Raw genomic sequence first — 21,952 nt, forward strand, 5'->3', positions numbered from 1 at the left:
CCTCCGCACAGTTGAGTAGGGCTGTAAAAGCTGATGAAATCAGCGTAGTAGAGCCCACTCAACCACTGCGTCTTGCTCGACAATCCAAAAATAATTGAGAGGCTAGGACTTTTGTCCCAGCCTCTTCGAACATATTCAAACTGTTTTTCCTATAAAATAAGATTAATAATTCTTCATAATAGAAATTATGCTATTTTTTGAATCATTTGGGAGTATATTGAAACTTTCCGCCGTGAGAAAAGTGCTTGAAACAATCTTGTTTCAAGCACTCGGGAGTTTTGAGAGTAAAACAGTTCGGGGAACTGTTTTAGCCTGAGCTCAGAAATTAAAAAGCGAAGGGGCTCAAAACGAATTGAATACGGGCCACAGATTGTGCCAAAAAGATAAGTTCTCCTAGAATCGAAAGATTCTGCGTCAAACATCCTATTTTGACTTTATCCGCAAACGCCCTTTGTATCTTAATTAGTCATGGAACTTCCTGGATTGCTGAAATCATCCACCGGATAATTTCACCTAACGCCCGTACTCACCTAAGGAAAGTTTCTAAATTTTCTTTATCATCAATCCGAAGAAAGGTTTAGCTAACTTTTCTTTTCAAACAATCTTTAGAAATCTTATCCACCAAGGTAGGCCTTGCGGACTTCTTCTGAGGCTAAGAGTTCTTTTCCTGTTCCGGAAAGAACGACTTTCCCTGTTTCCAAAACATAACCTCGGTCTGCGATAGCAAGAGCCTTGTTGGCATTTTGCTCGATCAAGAGAACCGTTGTCCCTTGTTTTTGGATATCTTGGATGATATCAAAGATTTCTTGGATAAAGATTGGAGCCAATCCCATAGAAGGTTCATCCAGAAGCAAGAGTTTTGGCGTTGACATGAGTGCACGACCCATTGCGAGCATTTGTTGTTCCCCACCAGATAGGGTTGCTGCATCTTGGTTCTTCCGTTCTTCCAAACGTGGGAAACGAGAAAAGACTTTCTTCAAGTTAGCTTGATTTTCTTCTCGATCTTTCTTCAAGAAAGCTCCCATCTCCAAGTTTTCCATAACAGTTAAGCCTGGAAAGACGTGGCGGCCTTCTGGAACTTGAGAGAGTCCTGCTGCTACAATCTTTTGAGCCGGAACCTTTTGAATCTCCTGACCTAAAAACTCGATTTTCCCAGCACTTGGACGCACCAAACCTGAAATCGTACGAAGAATAGATGTTTTCCCAGCACCGTTAGCACCGATAAGAGAAACAACTTCCCCTTCATTCACCTCGAAACTGACATCACGGACAGCCTGGATCATGCCATAGTGTACAGAAAGATTTTCAACTTTTAACATAGACATTAGGCTTCACCTCCTAGATATGCTTCGATTACGCGTTTGTTGGTCTTGATTTCATCTGGCGTACCATGGGCAATCAAGCGACCATATTCCAATACATAAATCCGTTCTGTTACTTCCATAACCAAGCTCATATCGTGCTCGATCAGCATGATCGTAATATTAAATTCTTTTTGAATGCGACGGATCAATTGGGTCAATTCTGCTGTTTCTTGAGGGTTCATCCCTGCAGCAGGTTCATCCAAGAAGAGGATTTTTGGCTCTGTAGCAAGGGCACGAACGATCTCCAAGTGACGTTGTTGTCCGTAAGCTAAGTTTTTGGCCAAGGTATCTGCTTCTTTTTCCAAACCAAAAATCGCTAACAATTCAAGGGCTTTCGCTTTCAAAGCTTCTTCATTCTTGTAATAGCTTGGCAAGCGGAAAAGACTCGCAAAGACATGTGGTTTGTGGTGATTGGCAAAGGCAATCAAGACATTGTCCAAAACGCTTAAATCTTTAAAGAGACGAATATTTTGGAAAGTCCGTCCCAGACCACCTGCAGCGATTTTATATGGTGCTTTACCATTTAGCAACTGACCATCTAAGGTAATGGTCCCTTCACTTGGTTCATATACCCCTGTTAGGAGGTTGAAGAGGGTTGTTTTACCGGCACCGTTTGGTCCGATCAATCCAACCAATTCCCCTTCATTGAGTTCCATGGTCACATCCCCAACGGCTGTCAAACCACCAAAGTTTTTTGTTAAATTTTTTACTTCAAGAAGTGCCATTAGTTAGCCTCCTTTTTTGAGAGTAGTTTTTTCAAGCTGAATTCCCATGTTCCAAGAAGACCACCTGGACGGAAGATCATCACGAGAATCAAAGCCAATGAGTAAATGATCATACGGACACTTGAGAAGTCTTGAAGCACCATGTTCAAGATACCCAAGACGATGGCTGCCACAACTGTTCCGGACATTGATCCCAAACCACCAAACACGACAATGATCAAGACATTAATAGTATTGGTGAAAGAGTAGTCTTTAGGAACAACAGAGCCGATAAAGCCGGCTTGGAGAGATCCAGCAATCGCCGCTGTGATCGCACCAAATACAAAGGCGATGACTTTGACTTTGGTCGTATTGATCCCAACAGATTCTGCCGCGATTTCATCTTCACGAACAGAAAGGGTAGAGCGTCCAATTGGACTGCGTAAGAAGTTAATCGTAAAGATCGTTGTAATGACAACAAAGAGGTAAACCAATTGCCAAGTTGTAAAGGCTGGCAAACCAAGGATCCCAGCAGCACCATTTGTTAGAGTACCACCATTGACGATCAAGATCCGGATGATTTCAGAAACCCCAAGTGTCGCAATCGCGAGGTAGTCCCCTTTCAAACGAAGGGTTGGAACCCCAACGATCAAGGCAACGACACCAGCAATCAAAGCCCCTAAAACCATCGCGCCAAAGAAAGCCCCGTAGGTTGGTGATTTGGAACCGAGAATGGCTGCAGAGTAGGCACCAATCGCCATAAATCCGGCATGTCCGAGTGAGAATTGACCTGAGAAACCAACAATGAGGTTCAAGCCAACTGCAAGGATAATATTGATTCCGATTTGTTCTAAAATTTGGATATAGAAGAGGTTGAGCACACCCGCTGCAACCAAGACTTGGATCAAGGCAAAACCTGCGACCAAAAGACCAAGCCAGACTAAATTCACTTTTAAATTTTGTTTCATGGCTTACACCTTCTCTTTCACATTTTTACCGAGGATACCTGCTGGACGGATGAGCAAGATCACAATCAAGATGGCATACACAATGGCATCACGGAAGTCTGAAAGACCGATCGCTGTAGCGAAGGTTTCTAACAAACCGATAACAAATCCACCTAGGGCAGCACCTGGAATGATTCCGATTCCCCCAAGAACGGCTGCGACAAAGGCTTTGATCCCTGGTGTCATCCCCATCAAAGGCTCGATCGAGTTGTAATACAAACCAATCAAGACACCACCAGCACCTGCCAAAGCTGATCCCAAAGCAAAGGTAAAGCTGATCGTACGGTTTACGTTAATCCCCATCAATTGAGCGGCATCACTATCAACAGATACAGCCCGCATGGCTTTCCCCATCTTTGTTTTTTGAATAATAAATTGAAGAGCGACCATCAAGAAAACAGACACTCCCAAGATCATCAACTGAATATTGGAGATTGAAATAGGACCAAAGTTGTAACGAACTGTTTTAATCACTTGCGGGAAGGAACGGGTATTGGCACCGACGAAGAAGACCATCCCATATTCGAGCAAGAAGGAAACCCCGATGGCTGTGATCAAGGCAGCAATCCGAGTCGAATGACGAAGCGGACGATAAGCCAGGTATTCAATTACAACCCCTAAAATAGCTGTCCCAACCATGGCTAGGAGCAAGGCTACAAAGAAGTTTACTTTCCATGAGTTCAATAAGAAATATCCCATAAAGGCACCTACCATGTAGATATCCCCATGGGCAAAGTTGATCAATTTGATAATTCCATACACCATAGTATAACCAAGGGCCAAGAGTGCATAGACACTTCCCAAGATTAGACCGTTCACTAATTGCTGGAGCATTTGAACCATCCTTTCTAACAATAAAGAGCGAGGCCAGGAATTTTCATTCTCCCAGCCTCTTGTACAAACAACAAATGATAATTATGGTTTAACAGACTCAACTGATTTGACTTTACCATCTTTCAAGCCAATCATAAGAGCTGATTTAACCGGGTTGTGGTTCTTGTCAATTGACATTGTACCAGTCACACCTTCCAAGTCTTTCAACTTCGCAAGGTTATCTTTCAATTCGACAGAGTTCTTAGCACCTTTAGATGCTTCTGCAACCATGTAAACTGAATCATAAGCCAAAGCTGCGAACATTGAAGGTTCTTCATTGTATTTCGCTTTGTATGCTTCTACGAATTTCTTGGCTTTATCAGTCATTTCACCTTCAGTAGAGAATCCAGCTACGTAGTAGATATCTGTAGCTGCAGCAGGTGTTGCTTGTTCAACGAACTTAGCATCGCTAAATCCATCCCCACCAATGATTGGTTGTTTGATTCCCATACCACGCGCTTGGTTTACAATCTTACCAGTTTCTGTGTAGTAACCTGGAAGAACAATCGCATCGAAGTCTTTATCTTTGATTTTTGTAAGAGCAGCTTGGAAGTCTGTATCCTTAGATTGGAAGGTTTCTGTTGCTACGATTTCACCTTTGTAAGATTTCTTGAAGGCTTCAGCAATCCCTTTCGCATAGTCAGATGAGTTATCGTAGTAAAGAACGACTTTCTTCGCTTTCAAGTTATCCGTTGTGTATTTGGCAATGATTTTTCCTTGGAAGCTATCGATGAAGGTTGCACGGAAAAGGTAATCTTGACCTTTTGTCAAATCATCTTGAGTTGCAGATGGTGTAACCAATGGAACACCTGCTTTACCAGCATTGGCAACCGCTGCTGCAGTAGCACCTGAAGTTGCAGGTCCTACAAGAGCGTTCACTTTTGATTGAGTGACAAGGTTTGTAGTGACTGTAGCTGCTTCAGCTGTTTCAGATTTGTTATCTTTATCTGTGACAACGATCTTCTTACCGTCAGCTCCACCCTTAGCGTTGATTTCATCAACGGCCAATTGAGCACCTTTTTGTTCAGCGCTACCGTAGGCTGCTACTTCACCAGTTTTTTCAAAGTTAAAACCGACTTTTAGTTCTTTGCCGATTTCGTTACCAGTTGTGTTTGAACCTGAAGTAGAAACTTCACCACAAGCAGCAAGAAGAGCGACACTTGCAATGGTTAAAAATGAAAGAGCAAATTTTTTCTTCATTTGTAATGATCTCCTTAAATGAATCTTAAAATAAATACATTAAGAATATACCGAATTATCTGACAATTGTCAATAAAAAAAACGCAATCCATCAAATGATTGCGTTTTCTAAACTTCTGTTACCACAGATGGGGTCTCCAATCGTTGCAAACTCCCCACAAAATCTGTATCTAAATCTTTGAGATGGCAAGGCAAGACTTTTTTGACATAACGTTCTTTCTTTAAGTCTTCCATGACTTGATCCGCCTTGTCACTGTCCACATACAATTGGACATAACGGCATTTCTTAGAATGGTACAAGACATCTCCGACTGATTGTAATTTTTTCCCGTCGCGATTGTAATACAATTTAACAATTAAGCCTGTTCTTTCTTGTTTCTCAAACATGGTCAATCCCTTTCTCGTTCTGTTACTAGTATATCAAATTTCAAGAAAAAGAACTACTCTTTTATGAGAGCAAAAAAGAGAGTGGGACAGAAATCGGTAATTCGTTAGAATTCGATTTCGTCGTCCCACCTCCGCACAGTTGAGTAGGGCTGTAAAAGCTGATGAAATCAGCGAAGTAGAGCCCACTCAACCACTGCGTTTTGCTCGACAATCCAAAAATAATTGAGAGGCTAGGACTTTTGTCCCAGCCTCTTGACGGGCCTTCCCACAGGATGGTTTAGCCCAATTTATTATTGGCCATGATTTCATCAATAAAGCCATATTCAAGTGTTTCTTGTGCGCTCATCCAATTATCACGTTCCGCATCAGCATGCACTTTTTCAATGGATTGACCTGAATTTTCCGCAAGGATTTTTTCCAAGTTATTCCGTGTTTTGAGCAAGTGTTCTGCTGCAATCGCCATATCGGTTTGTTGGGTACCACCACCAGTACCACCCATTGGTTGGTGAATCATGTACTCGGCGTTTGGCAACATGAAGCGTTTGCCCTTCGCACCGCTTGAAGCGATAATTGTTCCCATAGAAGCTGCCATCCCCATGACAATGGTTTGGACATCTGACTTGATAAAGTTCATGGTATCTACGATGGCAAGACCTGCAGAGACAGAGCCTCCTGGTGTATTGATATACATATAGATATCTTTTGTATTATCTTGGGCATCCAAGAAGAGCAATTGAGCGATAATGGAGTTAGCCATTTGGTCCTCAACGGGTCCTGTTACCATGATAATTCGATCTTTCAACAGACGGGAATAAATATCGTAAGAACGTTCTCCACGACTGGTTTGTTCAATAACTACTGGAATCATCTATTCTTCTCCTTTAGTATCCATTCATTCTCACGATTCGTGAGGTTCAAAGTATATGTGCTATTATAAACCAATGGTCAAAAAAGGTCAAATCTTAAGCACCTTTCGGACGAATCATGAATGGTTTCTTATTTGGTACCGAATAAACGGTCACCCGCATCTCCAAGACCAGGAACAATGTAGCCATGTTCATTCAAATGATCATCGAGGGCTGCTGTAAAGATATCAACATCTGGGTGAGCTTCTTGAAGAGCTTTCACCCCTTCTGGCGCTGATACCAAGCAGACAAATTTGATATGGCTAGCGCCACGTTTTTTCAAGGAATCAATCGCTAGAATAGCGGATCCACCCGTAGCAAGCATCGGGTCTACTACAAAGATACGACGTTGATCAATATCTTCTGGCAATTTCACCAAGTATTCAACTGGTTTCAAGGTTTCTTCATCACGGTACATCCCGATATGGCCAACCTTAGCAGCTGGTACCAAACTCAAGAGACCATCGACCATCCCAATCCCTGCACGAAGAATTGGGACAATAGCCAATTTCTTCCCTGCGATTTGCTTTTGAACGGTTTTAGTAATAGGAGTTTCAATTTCAACATCTTCAAGAGGCAATTCACGCAACACTTCGTAGCCCATCAACATAGCAATTTCATCTACCAATTCACGAAAGGCCTTCGTAGAGGTATCCGTGCGGCGGAGAATAGACAATTTGTGTTGAATCAGTGGATGTGTAATAACTTCTAATTTTCCCATTTTGAGATCCTTCTTTCTAAGCTGTTATTTTTCAAAAAAGAACTATGATAAAAGTGGAGTCAAGCTCTACTCTTTCTTTCAGTCCCTCTTTGATACTCACAGCACATGGAAATCTTCATTTCCAACTTTACATTCTTCTTATTATACCAAATTTTACAAAAAAAAGAGAGCCCTTACACTTAATTTTTTAAGTTCGGACTCACTCTTTCTATCAATCAATTACAACCATTCTTTGTATTTCTTAATATAGATACGTTTGACAACCGTCACACTCAGCATATAAAGGACGATAATAGCAAACAATAGAACAAAGTACAATCCATTTAGTTGGCTCAACTTCAAGATAGAAGCCAAAGGACTATATGGAAGGGAGGTTACAAAGAAGGCTGCTGCTAGGGTCGTCACCACGACTGAGAAGGCTGGACGACTTTGGATAAATGGCAGTTTTGGTGAACGCAACATATGGATAACCATGGTTTGAGACCACATGGATTCGATAAACCATCCAGTTTGGAACACCATGATAAAGGCTGCTGCATCTGCTGCTCCATGGTTGTAGCCATGACCTAAAATCATAGGAACAACAAGGAAGTAAAGAAGCATGTAGGTAATAATATCAAATACAGATGAAATGGGACCAATCCAGGCCATAAAACGCATGATAGAGTTTGCTTCCCAGATACGAGGTTTCTTGAGGAATTCCTTGTCGACATTGTCAAAAGGAAGGGCGATACAAGAAAGATCATAGATAAGATTGAGCACAATCAAATGAACGGGAGCCATTGGAAGGAAAGGCAAAAAGATGCTGGCAAAGAGCAGAGAAAAGATGTTCCCGAAGTTAGAAGAGACCGTCATCTTGATGTACTTGGTCATATTGGCATAGACCTTGCGGCCTTCGACCAAGCCTTTTTCAAGAACCATCAAGTCCTTATCTAGAAGGATGACATCTGCTGTTTCCTTGGCAATATCCACAGCGGTATCCACGGAGATCCCAACGTCTGAGACCTTCATGGATGGAGCATCGTTAATCCCATCTCCCATGTAACCCACCTTGTGGCCATTGTTCTTGAGACAGAGGATGATCCGCGCTTTTTGATCTGGTGATAATTTGGCAAAGACCGTTGTTGTTTCCACAACTTGTGCTAACTCTTGGTCTGTCATCGTATCGATTTCGCTTCCCAAAAGTATCCGCTCGACATCTAGTCCTACTTTTTCACAGACAGCTTGGGTGACCTTATCATTGTCGCCAGTTAAGATCTTAGTGGTAACCCCATATTCTGCAAGAGCTTTGATCGCTGGAGCTGCAGAAGGTTTTGGTGGATCAAGAAAGGCCAGGTAACCGGTTAGGATCATGTCTCCTTCATCTTCAACACTAAAGATTTCATTTTCGTCCAAGTCGGTTTTGTAGCTGACGCCCAAAACACGAAGACCTTGTTCATTTAATTGAGCGACCTCAGCGAGGACCTCTTGACGGACCTCGTCTGTTAATCGTTTGATATCACCCTTGTACTCAACATAAGTCGATACAGAAAGCATTTCTTCCAAGGCACCCTTGGTCACCATGCTGACCACACCGTCTTCGTCTTTAACAATGACACTCATGCGACGACGTTCAAAATCAAAGGGCAATTCATCTATCTTATGGAAGGTTTGATCTAGATCTCGGACGATCTCATGTTTCTTGGCTTCTTTATGGGTTCGATTGATAATCGCCCGGTCCATCAAATTTTTTAGCCCAGTTTGGAAATAGGAATTCAAATAAGCCCGGCGAAGGACTGATAGATCCAAATCGCCATGGATATCAAGCGGATACTCCAAAACGATTTCATCTTGGGTCAAGGTTCCTGTCTTATCTGTACACAAAATATCGATAGCCCCAAGGTCTTGGATCGCATTGAGTTTTTTGATGACGACTTTTTCCTTGGCCATGATGATGGAGCCTTTGGCAAGACTCGCCGTAATAATCATCGGCAACATTTCAGGAGTCAAACCAACCCCAACGCTGAGGGCAAAGACGCCTGCTTCTAACCAGTCACCGTCTGTGAGGCCATTGATCACAAAGACAACGGGCACCATGACTAACATGAGCCGAATCAAGAGCCAAGAGATGGTATTCATTTCTCTCTCAAATGAAGTTGGTTCGTCATAGGTGTTGATGGTTTGCTCAATGGCGCCCATCATGGTTTCATCTCCCACGACCAAGACCAAGGCTGTCGCCCGGCCGGAGATGACATTGGTCCCCATGAAGGCCAAGCTTTCACTCTCCAAGAGACTATCTAAATTTTGACTGTCGGCTTTTCTGAGACAAACCTTTTCAACAGCATCACTTTCCCCTGTGAGGCCAGATTGTTGGACAAAGAAGTCACGGGAATCAATCAAGACCACATCTGCTGGAATCATATCGCCGGCACTTAGTTTGATCACATCTCCTACGACGATTTCATCGATCGGAATTTCTTGTTCTGATCCATCACGCAGAACGGTCGCTGTATTGACAATCATACGTGATAGGTTGCTAGCTGCTTTGTCGCTCCGCAATTCTTGAATGAAGCGGATACCACCAGAGATCAAGACCAAGGTCACAATGATGATGGAAGTCGTTGGATCCTGTTCACCTGGTTTTGCTAGCCAGACATTGGTGATGAAGGAAACCAGCGCAATGACCAACAAAATCACCGTAAAAGGATTGATGATCGATTCGTAGATCTTTTTGATCATGGAATCTTCTTGACCTTTTGTGATGACATTTTCGCCATAAATATCGCGGTTTTCTTCTACTTGATCGTCAACTAAACCAAGGGCACTGGTTTTGTAGGTGGCAAAGGTGCTTTCAAGTGGTTCTTGAAGAGCAGCAATGAGTCTTTCTTTATTTGTTTGCATTGGTATCTCCTTTTTCAATCAGGAGCCAATCACTTTTGGAGTCCCTACGACACAAATCAGCGATTGGCTGGTTCGGTGCGGTTCGGGATGATCGTCAATTTGTATCATAGCTCTCTCCTTTCTCTTTTCTTGGTAAGGCATAAAAAAGAGTCCTACCCTCGATCGGTAGGACTCATGAAACTCGTCATTAATTTTTCAATCAAAACTCTCAAAAAACTGACCGTCCAAGCTTTAGCTCCGCAAGGCAATGAAATGAGCTTAGTCTTGACCTTTGCGATCAGGACTGTTAACCAACGAGTAGTGTCTCCACTGCTTTGCGGTAGTCATCCGTATCCTTGTGGTAGCCTCACCTACCGTATTTCGAGTTTATTGTACTCCTTCACTTACAGAAAGTCAACACTTATTTGTGAAAAGTTTCCACCAAGCGTTTGGTGATTTCTTCAATGAGGGTGAATGGAGCTGCCACATTGAGGCGGGCATGCAAGTTTCCTTCTTTTCCAAAATCTGTTCCACGGTTCAAAATCAATTTGGCTTGGTCATGAATTTTAGCATGCAGCTCATCATCGGTGTAAGAATAGGCGGAAAAGTCCAACCAAAGAAGATAGGTTCCTTGGGGTTTCATGACACGGATTTTTGTCTTTTCATGCAATTCATCTACCACATAGTCAATGTGTTTTTCAAAGACTTGCTTGAGCTCCGTCAACCAAGGTTTACCATGGCGATAGGCTGCTTCTGTTGCAATATAGCCCAAGCCTGAAATTTCATGTTGATTATTAGCTAATTGCCGTTGTTTAAAAGCCGTACGAAGCTTTGGATTTTCAATGACCACATAGGAATTTTTTGTTCCGGCAATATTGAAAGTCTTGGTTGCACTGGTTAAGATCAAGCTGAAATCTTTAAAGCTTGGATCAACCGTGTTAAAGCTGGTATGACGGTGGCCAAACAAGGCCAAATCTTGGTGGATCTCATCTGAAACAAGAAGGACACCATGTTTTTGACAGAGGTGGCCGATTTTTTCCAAGACTTCACGATCCCATACACGGCCTCCAGGATTGTGCGGATTACACAAAACATAGAGTTTCACCTCTTGCTCCACAATGTCTTTTTCCAGCTGATCAAAATCAATTTGGAAAAGACCATCCTTTTCAATTAATGAATTTTCGATCAATTTTCGACGATTGAGTTTGACACTTCTGGCAAATGGAGGATAGACCGGCGTATTGATTAAGACGGCGTCCCCTTCCTTAGTAAAGGCTTGAATAGCTGTTGAAATGGCTGGAACAACGCCTTCGATAAAGACGACAGCTTCCTTGTCAAAGGAATAGCCATGCTCTTCTTTTTCCCAATCAAGGATAGACTGGTAGAGGCTATTCGATGCATAGGTGTAGCCATAGACCATTTGGTCTGCATAGCCAATCACTGCTTCTCGTACTTCTGGAATGACATTAAAATCCATGTCCGCGATCCAAGCTGGAATGATTTCTGGATCTGTCTCTGTTTCTTTCCACTTGTAGGTATGGTGGGTCAAGCGATTCGGTAAAGTCGTGAAATCATATTTGGTCATCTTAAGCCTCCAATGCTTGTTTCAAATCTTCAATCAAATCATCCGCATCTTCGATTCCTATGGACAAACGAAGCAGATCATCTGTCAAACCGTATGAATGGCGAACTTCTGCAGGAATGTCTGCATGGGTTTGAGTGGTAGGATAAGTGATCAAACTTTCAACTCCGCCAAGGCTTTCTGCAAAGGTAAATACTTGAAGGGAATTCAACAAGTTAGGAATTTTTTTCTCATCTTGAATTTTAAAGGAGACCATTCCACCTTTTCCAGTGTAGAGGACTTCTTTGACCTGAGGGGAGGTTTTCAAAAACTCGACCACCTTGCGAGCATTCTCTGTAGAGCGCTCCATCCGGATAGAGAGTGTCTTGAGGCCACGGATCAACAGATAGCTGTCAAATGGGGAAAGAACAGCACCTGTCGTGTTCAAATTGTAAAAGAGTTTGTCATACAAGTCTGCATCATTTGTCACGACAACACCCGCCAAGACATCGTTGTGACCAGCTAGGTACTTGGTTGCTGAATGTAGGACAATATCTGCTCCCTCTTCAATTGGGCGTTGATAGATTGGGCTATAGAAAGTATTGTCCACCACGACTTTGGCACCTTTTACATGGGCCAATTTGGCTAAATAAGCAATATCAAATTCCAACATCAATGGATTGGTTGGTGTTTCAATATAGAGGACATCCACCGGATCATGATCTAGATGGTGGATCAGTTCTTCTTCTGTATTGGCATAGGTGAAAGAGAAACGACCCTCTTGCTCTTGTTGGTTAAACCAACGGAAAGAACCTCCATAAAGGTCACGAACGGCTAAGACTTTTGAACCAACTGGGAAAATGCTAAAAGCAAGCACGATGGCTGACATTCCAGAGCTTGTCGCCAAAGCATAGTCTGCACTTTCGATAGCTGCCAAAGTCTTCTCAGCTGTTGCGCGTGTTGGATTTTTCGTACGGGTATAGTCAAAACCTGTAGACTGACCAAATTCTGGGTGTTGGTAAGTCGTAGAGAAATGCAAAGGAGTTGTCAAAGCTCCCGTTGCTTTATCCGACTTGATTCCTGCCTGTGCCAAAATCGTATTGATATTGCGTTTTTTACTCATATTGCCCTCCGATAAACATTCAATCTAACTGATTACTATTTTATCACTATTATGAGGAGAGCGGTTTTCCCATTTTCAAGACCTAGCTATAGTTTCAAACTATAAGAAAAGACTGGTCATTTATGTCCAGCCTGAGAATATATACAAACAGTTCTTCTTTACAAATCTAAGAAATTCTAAAAAAATTTATACGTTAGAATTATTCAATCATCTACTGAAACTTTCCGCTGTGAGAAAAGTGCCTGAAACAATACAGTTTCAGGCACTCGGAATTATTGAGACCTTAGGCTCAATAATTAGTCATGGAACTTCTACGAAGTTCGCTGACGTCCGTACTCACTTAAGGAAAGTTTTTAAGATAACTCTGTCCTCAATCAGAGACTGGACATAAATGTCCAGTCTCTGATTTATTTAATGCGGAATTTTTGTCTGAGACGTGCAGCTTGACCTCCGATAAAGCGGTCAAAATACCGTAGCCATAATCCTAAGGCTCCATAGATAACAACTCCTAATCCGCCAATGACGATGATATAAATCATGCTCGATACACGGCCATTTGGTGGGAAAATCCAGCCCAAAATCAAACCAGCGATCAAGACTCCAAGTAGCATCACCACGGTCAGAATGGAACCAAGCAAGGTCCGCTTGAAGACGATGGTTCGATTAAACTGAGTGATGGTTTGGATCTCTCGATACATGAGAACGATTGGCACCATTAACGCAATGGTCGTTGACAAAAGTGGTCCATAAGAACGAAAAACCAAAATAAATGGAATTTGTAGGACCAATTTCACCACTACACCATAAAGGAAGTAGCGGATGGCCTTACGATTTTGAAAGAGGGCTTGAATCATCGGAGACAAGACTGTGTAAAGACCGAGAATTACGGTCTGCAACATTGCTACGATGAAGAGCCCTAAGGCCAAGCCATCTGGTTGCCCATAAAATACCGTATAAAGTGGTTTTGCGACTGCTACTGCACCAAAGGTGGCTGGAAGCAAGAAAGCCAGCAACATGGTCAAGTTATCCTGTACGAGCTTCCCAGCCGCTTTTAGGTCCCCCTTCACATAATTCTCTGTCAACAGAGGAATCCCAACTCCCCCAATCGAAGTCGCTACCGCAATCAAGATCATGGTAATTTTGTTTGGATTAGCAGAGAAATAACTAAACATGACCAAGAGCTGCTTTTGACTATAGTCTGTGAACCAAGACATGACATTGATAAAGGTCATCTGGTCAACAATTTGGAAGAGCTGAATCGCGGAACCTGTGATGATGAAAGGAATGGCCTCACGAATCGTATCGATCAAGAGTGCCCGAGTATCAATCCCTTCACTTTCCTCTTGCTTTCTAAAAATAGATGAGAGCAAGCCTGTCTTTGCAAGGTAATAAAAGAGCACTAGAAGGCTCGCTCCCATCCCGATAAAGGCAGCAAAGGTCGACTGCGTAACAGCCTGAACATAATCTCCTGAGCCAATCTTCATAATGAAGAAGGTCGTAAGCAACATCCAGATGACCCGAATGACTTGTTCTGCAATCTGGCTTATAGCGTAAGGCTTCATGTTGTTAAAACCTTGGAAAAATCCGCGAATAACACTCATCGAAGGAAAGATCAAGACAGCCCAAGAAAGGCTCTGCATGATCGGAACGAGCTCTTTTCCACCACCTGAAAGGCTAGCAAAGACAGGAGATAAAAGATACATGAGAATGGCAAATCCAAGGCCTAGAATTCCCATGAATTTCAAGAATCCTCGAATCAAAGCAAAGCTATGATCGGCTTGATCCCGGGTATTGTACTTGGCTACTTGCTTGGCAACAGCTACAGGCACCCCAGCTGTTGAAATCAAGAGAAACCAAGCGTAGATATTGTATCCCATTGTAAAAAGACCATTGGCTTGTGGCCCATATTTTCCCATCCAAATATACCAAGGAATAATATAAGCGGCTCCTAGCAAACGGCTGATAAAATTGCTGGCTGTCATCCAGGCAGTCCCGCGTAGCATCTGGGCTTGCTGGTCATTTTGTTCGTGACTCATTGGTGTCCTCTTTCGTTTCTTCTTCTCTTCATTATAAACTTTTCCATGACACTTGTAAAATAGGGACTTTAGGTTTACAATAGTTTTATGATTACAATTGAACAAACCCTCAACATTTTAAAACATGACCAAAATTTCCGAGAAGTTCTAGTAAATGGTGAATACTACTACCACCTAGAAGGAACAAATTTTGATGCTATTAGCTATGATAGCCGGAAGGTTTCTGCTAGCACCCTCTTTTTTGTCAAAGGGGCCAACTTCAAAAAAGAATACCTGGAACAGGCTATTTCTAATGGACTCGGCTTTTATGTCTCTGAAAAAGATTATGAAGTTGGTATTCCTGCCATCCTCGTCAATGATATCAAACAGGCCATGAGCTTAATCGCCATGGAGTTTTATGGACACCCTGAGAAACAATTAAAACTATTGGCCTTCACAGGGACTAAGGGAAAGACAACCGCGGCCTACTTTGCTTACCATATTTTGGAACAAAGTCACCGACCAGCTATGCTGTCGACCATGAATACAACACTGGATGGTAAAAACTTCTTCAAATCGACCCTGACAACGCCAGAGAGCTTGGATCTTTTTGCCATGATGGCTGAGGCAGTAGCCAATGATCGGACCCACTTGATTATGGAAGTTTCCAGTCAAGCTTATCTAGTGAAACGGGTTTACGGTCTGACCTTTGACGTTGGTGTTTTTCTCAACATCAGCCCTGACCATATTGGACCGATTGAACATCCAACTTTTGAGGATTATTTCTACCACAAACGTCTCCTCATGAAGAATAGCCAAGCTGTTGTCATCAATAGCGATATGGATCATTTCTCTGTCTTGAAAGAACAAGTCGAGGGCCAGGAGCACGACTTCTATGGTAGCCAGTCTGAGAATCAAATTGAAAACTCCAAAGCTTTCAGCTTCTCAGCCACTGGTAAATTAGCTGGAAACTATGATATCCAACTGATTGGACATTTCAACCAAGAAAATGCTGTAGCAGCAGGTCTTGCCTGTCTTCGTCTAGGTGCGAGCCTCGAGGATATCCAAAAAGGGATTGCTAAGACGCGAGTTCCAGGCCGAATGGAAGTCTTGACTCAGGAAAACGGCGCTAAGGTCTTCATTGACTACGCCCATAATGGAGATAGCTTGAAAAAACTGCTCTCAGTTGTCGAAACCCATCAAACGGGGACCATTTCACTAGTTCTCGGATCAACTGGGAATAAAGGAGAGAGCCGCCGCAAAGACTTTGGCTTACTCTTAAAAGACCATCCTGAAATCCAAGTCTTCCTCACAGCGGATGATCCCAACTATGAAGATCCTTTGGCTATCGCTGAAGAGATTAGTAGTTTTATCACGCGCCCTGTCGAGAAAATCGCAGATCGCGAGCAAGCCATTCAAGTGGCTATGGCAACAACCAGCAAGCCTGAAGATGCCGTCATTATCGCCGGAAAAGGAGCGGACTGCTACCAAATCGTCAATGGCGTAAAAGAAGAGTATCCAGGTGATGCTACCATCGCTGAACGTTATCTATAATTAAACGAAACAAGGCTAGGAAGTTTTCCTAGCCTTGTTTATTGTTTGATAAACATCAATCTTTCCTTATCCAAGTCCACTGCTAATTCATATTTGCCTTCATCATTTTTGCGGATATAGCCTAAGACTTCTAAACTATCGACAAAGATATCTCTGCGCTTTTGCTGGACTACTTCTTTTTTGAGAAATTTGAGCAAAAAGCTAGTCATATACTTGAGAGCATACTCGGGATTAACATCTCCCAAGATGGCATAAAGCTTTTCTTGATCCTCCGTCAAAGGGTATTGGTGTTTCACCTTGTAGAAGTAATTGGAAAGTGTCTGTGCATGTCGTTCGAAGTCAGTCTCCTCTATGAGAATTGCTGCATTAGTCGTGTTGCGGAGTTCTGTTTGGAAGACCTTGGCTTTTAATTCTTGATAAACTGCACTGTCCTCTCGAACAAAGACCTCTTGATCCAGTTCAACTCGATCAGTTGACTCTAAGAAAGGCAAATTGAGAGTGTAGCGTTTATTTTCTCGAAGGATGAAGCCCGCTTTGATATATTCCTCCATCAGCTTATCCACTGGTTGATCAGGAAATTGGGACTTGATTTGCCGCAGGATCACATCGTCGTGCTGGTCCAAATAGTTGACCAAGTCCTTGAAAAATGGCTGACGTGTCAAACGTGTAGGATTAATGATTGTAATCATCCAAATACCTTTCTTTAAACTCTAGCTGTGGTGATTGGGCTAACTGACTAGGATTGGTCCCGAGCTGATCCAAAGGAACGGCTAGGCCAAGTTCCTTGTAGTAATCCAGCCAGAACGGACTAATCTCCTCTTCCTCATCTCCAAACTTCATGGGAATGGTCTCAAAAATAGGAAGTAGTTCAGCGATGAACTGGGAACAATAGAAACCATCTCCATCCGGATAAAAGGAAGCATTGTAGGGAGCCCCTAAAAGACTCTCTGCCCGCTTTTTGACCTCTTTGAGATCGATTCCTGGATAGCGATAAAGGTCATATGCTTTCCCGTCTTCAAAGAAATCTTCAGGGGATTGGGCAAGGACGCCACCTTCTACAGTGGCATGATAAATGAATCCGTCCAAAAAGATAGCTACATGGCTATAGTTGCCAGTAGAGGCCTGAATGGCCTGCCCCATTTCTGTGTCTTCTCTAACAAAGATTAAATCACCATTTTCTAGCACGATCTCCTCCTAGCAAAAAAGGAGTCGAAACTCCTTTTAACGATGGGTTTCCCCATTTATCATTAAGCATTAAAGCTTTCAGTCAATTGAGGAACCACTTGTTTCTTACGTGAAACGGCACCTGGAAGGAAAGCGTGGTTGTTTTCAAGTTTGAAGTTGAAAGCTGCTTCTACCTTGTCCATGTTGGCACCAAGAGCCAAGATTTCTGAGTTTGAGTTGACGATATCTGTAATCATCAAAACAAAGTCAGAGTATCCGTTAGCTGCATTGGCAGCTTGGATAGCTGCTTCGATTTCAGCTTGGCGTTCCAAAACTTCCGCAATATCAACTGTGTTCACTTGAGCCACACGAACGTTGTTTCCGTTCAATTCAAAAGTCTTAGCATCGATATCGATCAATTCTTCTGCTGATTTGCTTGCCAAGTTGGTACCAGCCTTGAGCATGGCAAGACCGTATTCTTCCAAGTTGACACCAGCCAATTCAGCCAATTCAGGCGCAATGACTTTATCAGATGGGTGTGTTGTTGGAGATTTCAAAAGGAGGGTATCTGAAATCAAACCTGAAAGCATCAAACCTGCCAATTCTTTTGGCACTGCTACACCGTGTTCTTTGAACATGCGGTAAACGATAGAAGATGCTGATCCAACTGGTTCCAAACGCATGTAAAGTGGGCTAGCAGTTTCAAAGTTAGCCACACGGTGGTGATCCACCACACCATATACTTCTACTTCAGCGATATCTGAAACAGATTGTTGGAATTCATTGTGGTCCGTCAAGATGACTTGCTCTGCACCTTCTGCTTTAGCTGATGTGACGACGCGTGGTGCTTCCACACCAAAATAGTCCAATACGAAAGCTGTTTCTTCATTTGGAGTTCCAAGAGCCACTGCTTCTGTATCCAAACCATAAGCTTCTTTTGCAAGATAAGCAAAAGCTACAGATGAGCCGATAGCATCTGAGTCAGGATTTTGGTGACCAAAAACGAGAATTTTTGACATGTTTCTACCTCTTTATTTCATTTATAGATTCACTCTATTTTAGCACGTTTTGCCATTTAAAGAAAGGGAATAGTTGTGCATTTCAATAGAAAAGACAGCTGGAAGGCCCAACTGTCTATACTTTTTATCCTTTGACCCGTTTCAGGTAATCTTGGTAACTTTCTGTTTCCATCAAATCTTTTGCATTTTGGACCCGTTCTTTTGTCGGTGGTTTCACACCCTCCAATTTGTACGGAATTCCCAATTCACGCCATTTGAATTCCCCCATAGTATGGTAAGGAAGGATCTCAAATTTATCGACATTTTTAAGGGTTTTAACAAATTTTCCAAGTTCGATCAAGTCATCATCTCGGTCTGTCAAACCTGGCACCAAAACGTGACGAATCCAGACTGGTTTTCCAATATCAGATAGGTACTTGGCACAAGCTAGAATCGTTTTATTGGTATGGCTGGTCACAATTTTGTGACGTTCATCATTGATTTCCTTGATATCAAGAAGCACCAAGTCTGTCACTGCCATCAAGCGGTCAAATTTTTCCAAATAACGAGGCGTATTCCGGAAAGGAAGAGCACAGGTATCCAAAGTACAATGAATGCCCAACTCTTGAGCCTTGGTAAAAAGTGCAATCAAAAAGTCAATCTGCAAGAGGGCTTCTCCACCACTGACCGTGATTCCCCCTTTTTCGCCCCAAAATCCACGATAACGGAGGGCTTCTTCTAGGACATCATCCACGGTCCGTTCACGGGACTTGTTGGTTTCCATTGCCCAAGTATCTGGATTGTGGCAGTATTGGCACCGCATTTGACACCCTTGAAGAAAGACAATAAAGCGGATCCCAGGCCCGTCTACTGCCCCAAAACTTTCTGTTGAGTGTACCATTCCTGTTACTTTTCCATAGTCAACTGTTTCATTTTCCATTGAGGAACCTCTTCTCTTGAAAACGTTTTATGGTTTTATTATAACACGATTCCATCTATTTTAAAGAGTTTAAGCTTCTTTTTGAAAAGAAACTGTTCTTTTCAGTAGTTTTCATTGTCCTAGTACAGTTTCCAATATGGAACTATCTGTCCTGTATTTTAGGAGAAAAAAAGGAGCCAGCGACTCCTTTTTTAGATCTTTCTTTTGAAAACGTTAGTAAGTCTTTTTCTTCTTGTAGAAGACAAGACTCATCGTAGCTACTGCCACTCCAAAAAGGGCTAGATAGCTTGTTTCTTGTCCAGTAGATGGAAGGATTTTCCGTTTACCTGGTGTCTTGGTTTCTGTTGTAGCCTCTTCCTTGTCGTCTTGCTTCTCATCTTCGTTCTTGCCCTTCTCTTTGCTTTCAGCTGTTGAACTCTTTTGTTCATTGGCTTGAGTCTGATGAGGGACTAGTTGAGATCCTGTATTCGATGAAGAAGGGCTGGTTTGATCCGTTGGTTGTCCTGTATTTCCTTGTTGATCATCCGTCGGCGTTCCTGGAGTTTGTGCTCCACTAAAGTCGATTTGGACCAAGACAGGATCATGGTCTGATGCACGACCGTGTTCCTTCATAAAGGAAGCATTGATATGGACTGGTTCAAACCTTGCTTTTGCTGCCATGTTGTTTGAGATAAAAATGTTATCCAAAACTTGATTGCTTCCACGGTAGAAATAAGAATAGCGATCCCCTGCATCATGTTGGGCCATTAAGTTTGTTAGTTCGTTGCCAGCAAGGATCTGCGCCGTGGTTGAGAAATCGTAGTCATTAAAATCACCCGTCAAAACGAAGGTGGTCTTCGGATTTTGCTTCAAGCCTTCTTGAACGAATTGATGGATGACACTAGCTTGTGCTTCACGAGTTGGCAAGGTATGTTCCACTGCTGGTTGGCTTGCCCCATAAATAGCATCATCTCCGATTTTTGATTTCAAGTGATTGGCAATCACCACAACTGGTTGGCCTTTGAATTCAAACTCAACGGCTAGAGACTTGCGAGTATGATCAAACGATGGATCGCTAGGGGCAATCCGAGCTGGGTTTTTAACCAGGTGTCCCTTGTCAAATTGTGCTGCTTCGTTGCTAGTTGCTGCCTCTTTTTTGGCTAAGCTCACGCGTTCTGGATTGTAGAGAATTCCCAAGCGAATATTGGAACCTGGCTTTCCACCGTCAGCGCCATCTACTGGAGCAACCTCCGTATACTCATAACTCTTGCCACCCAATTCCTTGATCCGACTAGCTAGTTTGCGTCCACTTTCAACACCACTGGTCGTCCCGTCATCCACACTGCCATTATTGTCCTGCACTTCGATCAAAGTGATAATATCCGGATTGTGAATTTCATGGATAAAGGAATTGGCAATCAGCGTCACCTTATCCTCTGGCGTTTCATTTTTGGCATTGTTGGCCGAGAAATTTTCAATATTATAGGAAGCGATGGTCAGCTTGTCCTCACTTGGTTGGGTTTGAGCTGCTTGACGCTGCAAGCCGCCATCTTGGACTGTCAACTGTTGAGTGGGCTCTACTTTATAAAAGCTATTCCGATAAGTCACCACTCCTGTCACATCTTCTACAAAGTAATCTTTGGCTTTTGCGACAAACTGATTACCAACATAAATCGGGATCGTCGCTGTATTTTGCGCATGTGGCCGTAGATTCAGACCTCCAATATTGTTTAAAGGAAGGCCTGTAAAATCTTCTCCCAATACATAGATATCTCCTTTATACTGGGGACCTAGAACATGCGGTTTCTTTACCACAGTGAGCATGCCTTCCAGACTTTCCCAATAATCGAGGGCATCGGTTTCTGGAGCATAAGCAGTTGGATTAGTCTTCACCTCTGCCGGCATCCCTGCAGTGATATTCACAGCTTCTGGAAGTGGGGCTGTCCCGTCTTTTGTGATCCAAGCATCAACCAACATGGTTACCGTTAAACTATTCGTCGGTTCCTTAAAGGTCTTCCCAGCTCCCAAGGTGACTTCTTCCATATAACCTTCCTTGACAGTACCGGTAATTTTTACCTTGTCACCGATCTTGACCTTGTATTTAGAAACTACATAAATCCCATCTGAAGTCCGACTATTACCATCCGATTCAATGTCTTGAGCATAAAAACCATAGCGGTCTGTTTTGGTCACGACCGCATTTTTGATGGCTACCTTTTGGCCTTCAAGTGGAGAGCGTTGCGCTTCCCCTTGAATCTCCCCAATCTTAACCGTTTTCTCTTCGGTATCCTCCGAGGAACTGCTAGATATCTCTCCTCTATCACTCGAAGCTCTCATCGTAGCTTCTGTAGTTGTTGTTGCGGAAGTCGAATGATTTGTCAAGCCTTCCTCGCTACTAGTGTTCGTCACAAGTGCTGGCTCTGAAGTCGAAGCTGTGGTCTCGTCAGCAACTACCGTGAAGGCACTGTTAAAGACCCCCAACTGACTAACCAATAAGGTAGCTACTGCTAATAATCGAATCTTTTTTCCGTTATTTCTCATGCTTCTCTCCATCCCTAAAAAGTTTTCCTCTTTTATTATAAGGGAATGATTTTACAT

General features: G+C 42.8%; 18 protein-coding genes and 1 riboswitch. Of the genes, 1 reads left to right on the plus strand and 17 read right to left on the minus strand.

The annotated features are described in order from the left end of the window. Positions 1-614 precede the first annotated feature (614 nt). From PCY11_RS07995 to PCY11_RS08050, 12 genes are all read right to left on the minus strand, one after another. Complete coding sequence (locus PCY11_RS07995; protein ID WP_003008277.1) at positions 615-1,325, minus strand: ABC transporter ATP-binding protein; 711 nt, start codon at positions 1,323-1,325, stop codon at positions 615-617. Further along, the gene (locus PCY11_RS08000; RefSeq protein ID WP_003005595.1) at positions 1,325-2,089 is read right to left on the minus strand and encodes an ABC transporter ATP-binding protein; all 765 of its coding nucleotides are present in this window, start codon (positions 2,087-2,089) and stop codon (positions 1,325-1,327) included. The genes PCY11_RS07995 and PCY11_RS08000 overlap by 1 nt, the downstream gene beginning before the upstream one ends. After that, entirely contained in the window at positions 2,089-3,036 is a 948-nt protein-coding gene (locus PCY11_RS08005) for a branched-chain amino acid ABC transporter permease (RefSeq protein ID WP_003008278.1), read from the minus strand. The genes PCY11_RS08000 and PCY11_RS08005 overlap by 1 nt, the downstream gene beginning before the upstream one ends. Before the next feature lie 3 nt (positions 3,037-3,039). Next, positions 3,040-3,909, minus strand: a complete 870-nt coding sequence (locus PCY11_RS08010; RefSeq protein ID WP_021153669.1) for a branched-chain amino acid ABC transporter permease — start codon at positions 3,907-3,909, stop codon at positions 3,040-3,042. A gap of 81 nt (positions 3,910-3,990) precedes the next feature. Next, on the minus strand, positions 3,991-5,148 hold the full coding sequence (locus tag PCY11_RS08015; protein ID WP_023918808.1) for an ABC transporter substrate-binding protein: 1,158 nt from the start codon (positions 5,146-5,148) through the stop codon (positions 3,991-3,993). A 108-nt stretch (positions 5,149-5,256) separates the two neighbouring features. Continuing rightward, positions 5,257-5,535, minus strand: a complete 279-nt coding sequence (locus PCY11_RS08020; RefSeq protein WP_023918810.1) for a DUF2129 domain-containing protein — start codon at positions 5,533-5,535, stop codon at positions 5,257-5,259. Positions 5,536-5,812: 277 nt separating this feature from the next. Further along, positions 5,813-6,403, minus strand: coding sequence for an ATP-dependent Clp protease proteolytic subunit ClpP (clpP, locus tag PCY11_RS08025; RefSeq protein ID WP_021153673.1), 591 nt, complete (start codon positions 6,401-6,403; stop codon positions 5,813-5,815). A gap of 128 nt (positions 6,404-6,531) precedes the next feature. Next, positions 6,532-7,161 (minus strand): uracil phosphoribosyltransferase, encoded by a 630-nt coding sequence (gene upp / locus PCY11_RS08030; RefSeq protein WP_003005574.1) that lies wholly within the window; start codon positions 7,159-7,161, stop codon positions 6,532-6,534. Positions 7,162-7,380: 219 nt separating this feature from the next. Next, entirely contained in the window at positions 7,381-10,041 is a 2,661-nt protein-coding gene (gene mgtA / locus PCY11_RS08035; RefSeq protein ID WP_301362669.1) for a magnesium-translocating P-type ATPase, read from the minus strand. Between the two features lie 207 nt (positions 10,042-10,248). After that, positions 10,249-10,406, minus strand: a riboswitch (M-box (ykoK) riboswitch). A gap of 35 nt (positions 10,407-10,441) precedes the next feature. Beyond that, entirely contained in the window at positions 10,442-11,605 is a 1,164-nt protein-coding gene (locus tag PCY11_RS08040; RefSeq protein ID WP_049485988.1) for a MalY/PatB family protein, read from the minus strand. 1 nt (position 11,606) lies between these two features. Further along, positions 11,607-12,704, minus strand: coding sequence for a cystathionine gamma-synthase (locus tag PCY11_RS08045; RefSeq protein ID WP_272157517.1), 1,098 nt, complete (start codon positions 12,702-12,704; stop codon positions 11,607-11,609). A 407-nt stretch (positions 12,705-13,111) separates the two neighbouring features. Further along, positions 13,112-14,740, minus strand: a complete 1,629-nt coding sequence (locus PCY11_RS08050) for a polysaccharide biosynthesis protein (protein ID WP_301362670.1) — start codon at positions 14,738-14,740, stop codon at positions 13,112-13,114. A gap of 87 nt (positions 14,741-14,827) precedes the next feature. Here PCY11_RS08050 and PCY11_RS08055 point away from each other — a divergent pair, with 87 nt between their 5' ends. Beyond that, entirely contained in the window at positions 14,828-16,273 is a 1,446-nt protein-coding gene (locus tag PCY11_RS08055) for a UDP-N-acetylmuramoyl-L-alanyl-D-glutamate--L-lysine ligase (protein ID WP_301362671.1), read from the plus strand. Between the two features lie 38 nt (positions 16,274-16,311). Here PCY11_RS08055 and PCY11_RS08060 read toward each other — a convergent pair whose 3' ends face one another. From PCY11_RS08060 to PCY11_RS08080, 5 genes are all read right to left on the minus strand, one after another. After that, on the minus strand, positions 16,312-16,962 hold the full coding sequence (locus PCY11_RS08060; protein WP_070845960.1) for a DUF1803 domain-containing protein: 651 nt from the start codon (positions 16,960-16,962) through the stop codon (positions 16,312-16,314). Continuing rightward, a complete protein-coding gene (locus PCY11_RS08065) occupies positions 16,946-17,458 on the minus strand; it encodes a YiiX/YebB-like N1pC/P60 family cysteine hydrolase (RefSeq protein ID WP_024055012.1) in 513 nt (170 codons plus the stop codon). The genes PCY11_RS08060 and PCY11_RS08065 overlap by 17 nt, the downstream gene beginning before the upstream one ends. Positions 17,459-17,520: 62 nt before the next feature. Beyond that, positions 17,521-18,456 carry a manganese-dependent inorganic pyrophosphatase gene (locus tag PCY11_RS08070; RefSeq protein WP_049522825.1) on the minus strand — a complete coding sequence of 312 codons (936 nt, stop codon included), beginning with the start codon at positions 18,454-18,456 and terminating at the stop codon, positions 17,521-17,523. A 124-nt stretch (positions 18,457-18,580) separates the two neighbouring features. Then, on the minus strand, positions 18,581-19,375 hold the full coding sequence (gene pflA, locus PCY11_RS08075) for a pyruvate formate-lyase-activating protein (RefSeq protein WP_003005017.1): 795 nt from the start codon (positions 19,373-19,375) through the stop codon (positions 18,581-18,583). 213 nt (positions 19,376-19,588) lie between these two features. Further along, the gene (locus tag PCY11_RS08080) at positions 19,589-21,895 is read right to left on the minus strand and encodes an endonuclease/exonuclease/phosphatase family protein (RefSeq protein WP_070845958.1); all 2,307 of its coding nucleotides are present in this window, start codon (positions 21,893-21,895) and stop codon (positions 19,589-19,591) included. Positions 21,896-21,952: the final 57 nt, after the last annotated feature.

Source organism: Streptococcus sp. SP8, from assembly GCF_030440045.1.
GTDB classification, from domain to species: Bacteria; Bacillota; Bacilli; order Lactobacillales; family Streptococcaceae; genus Streptococcus; species Streptococcus parasanguinis_I.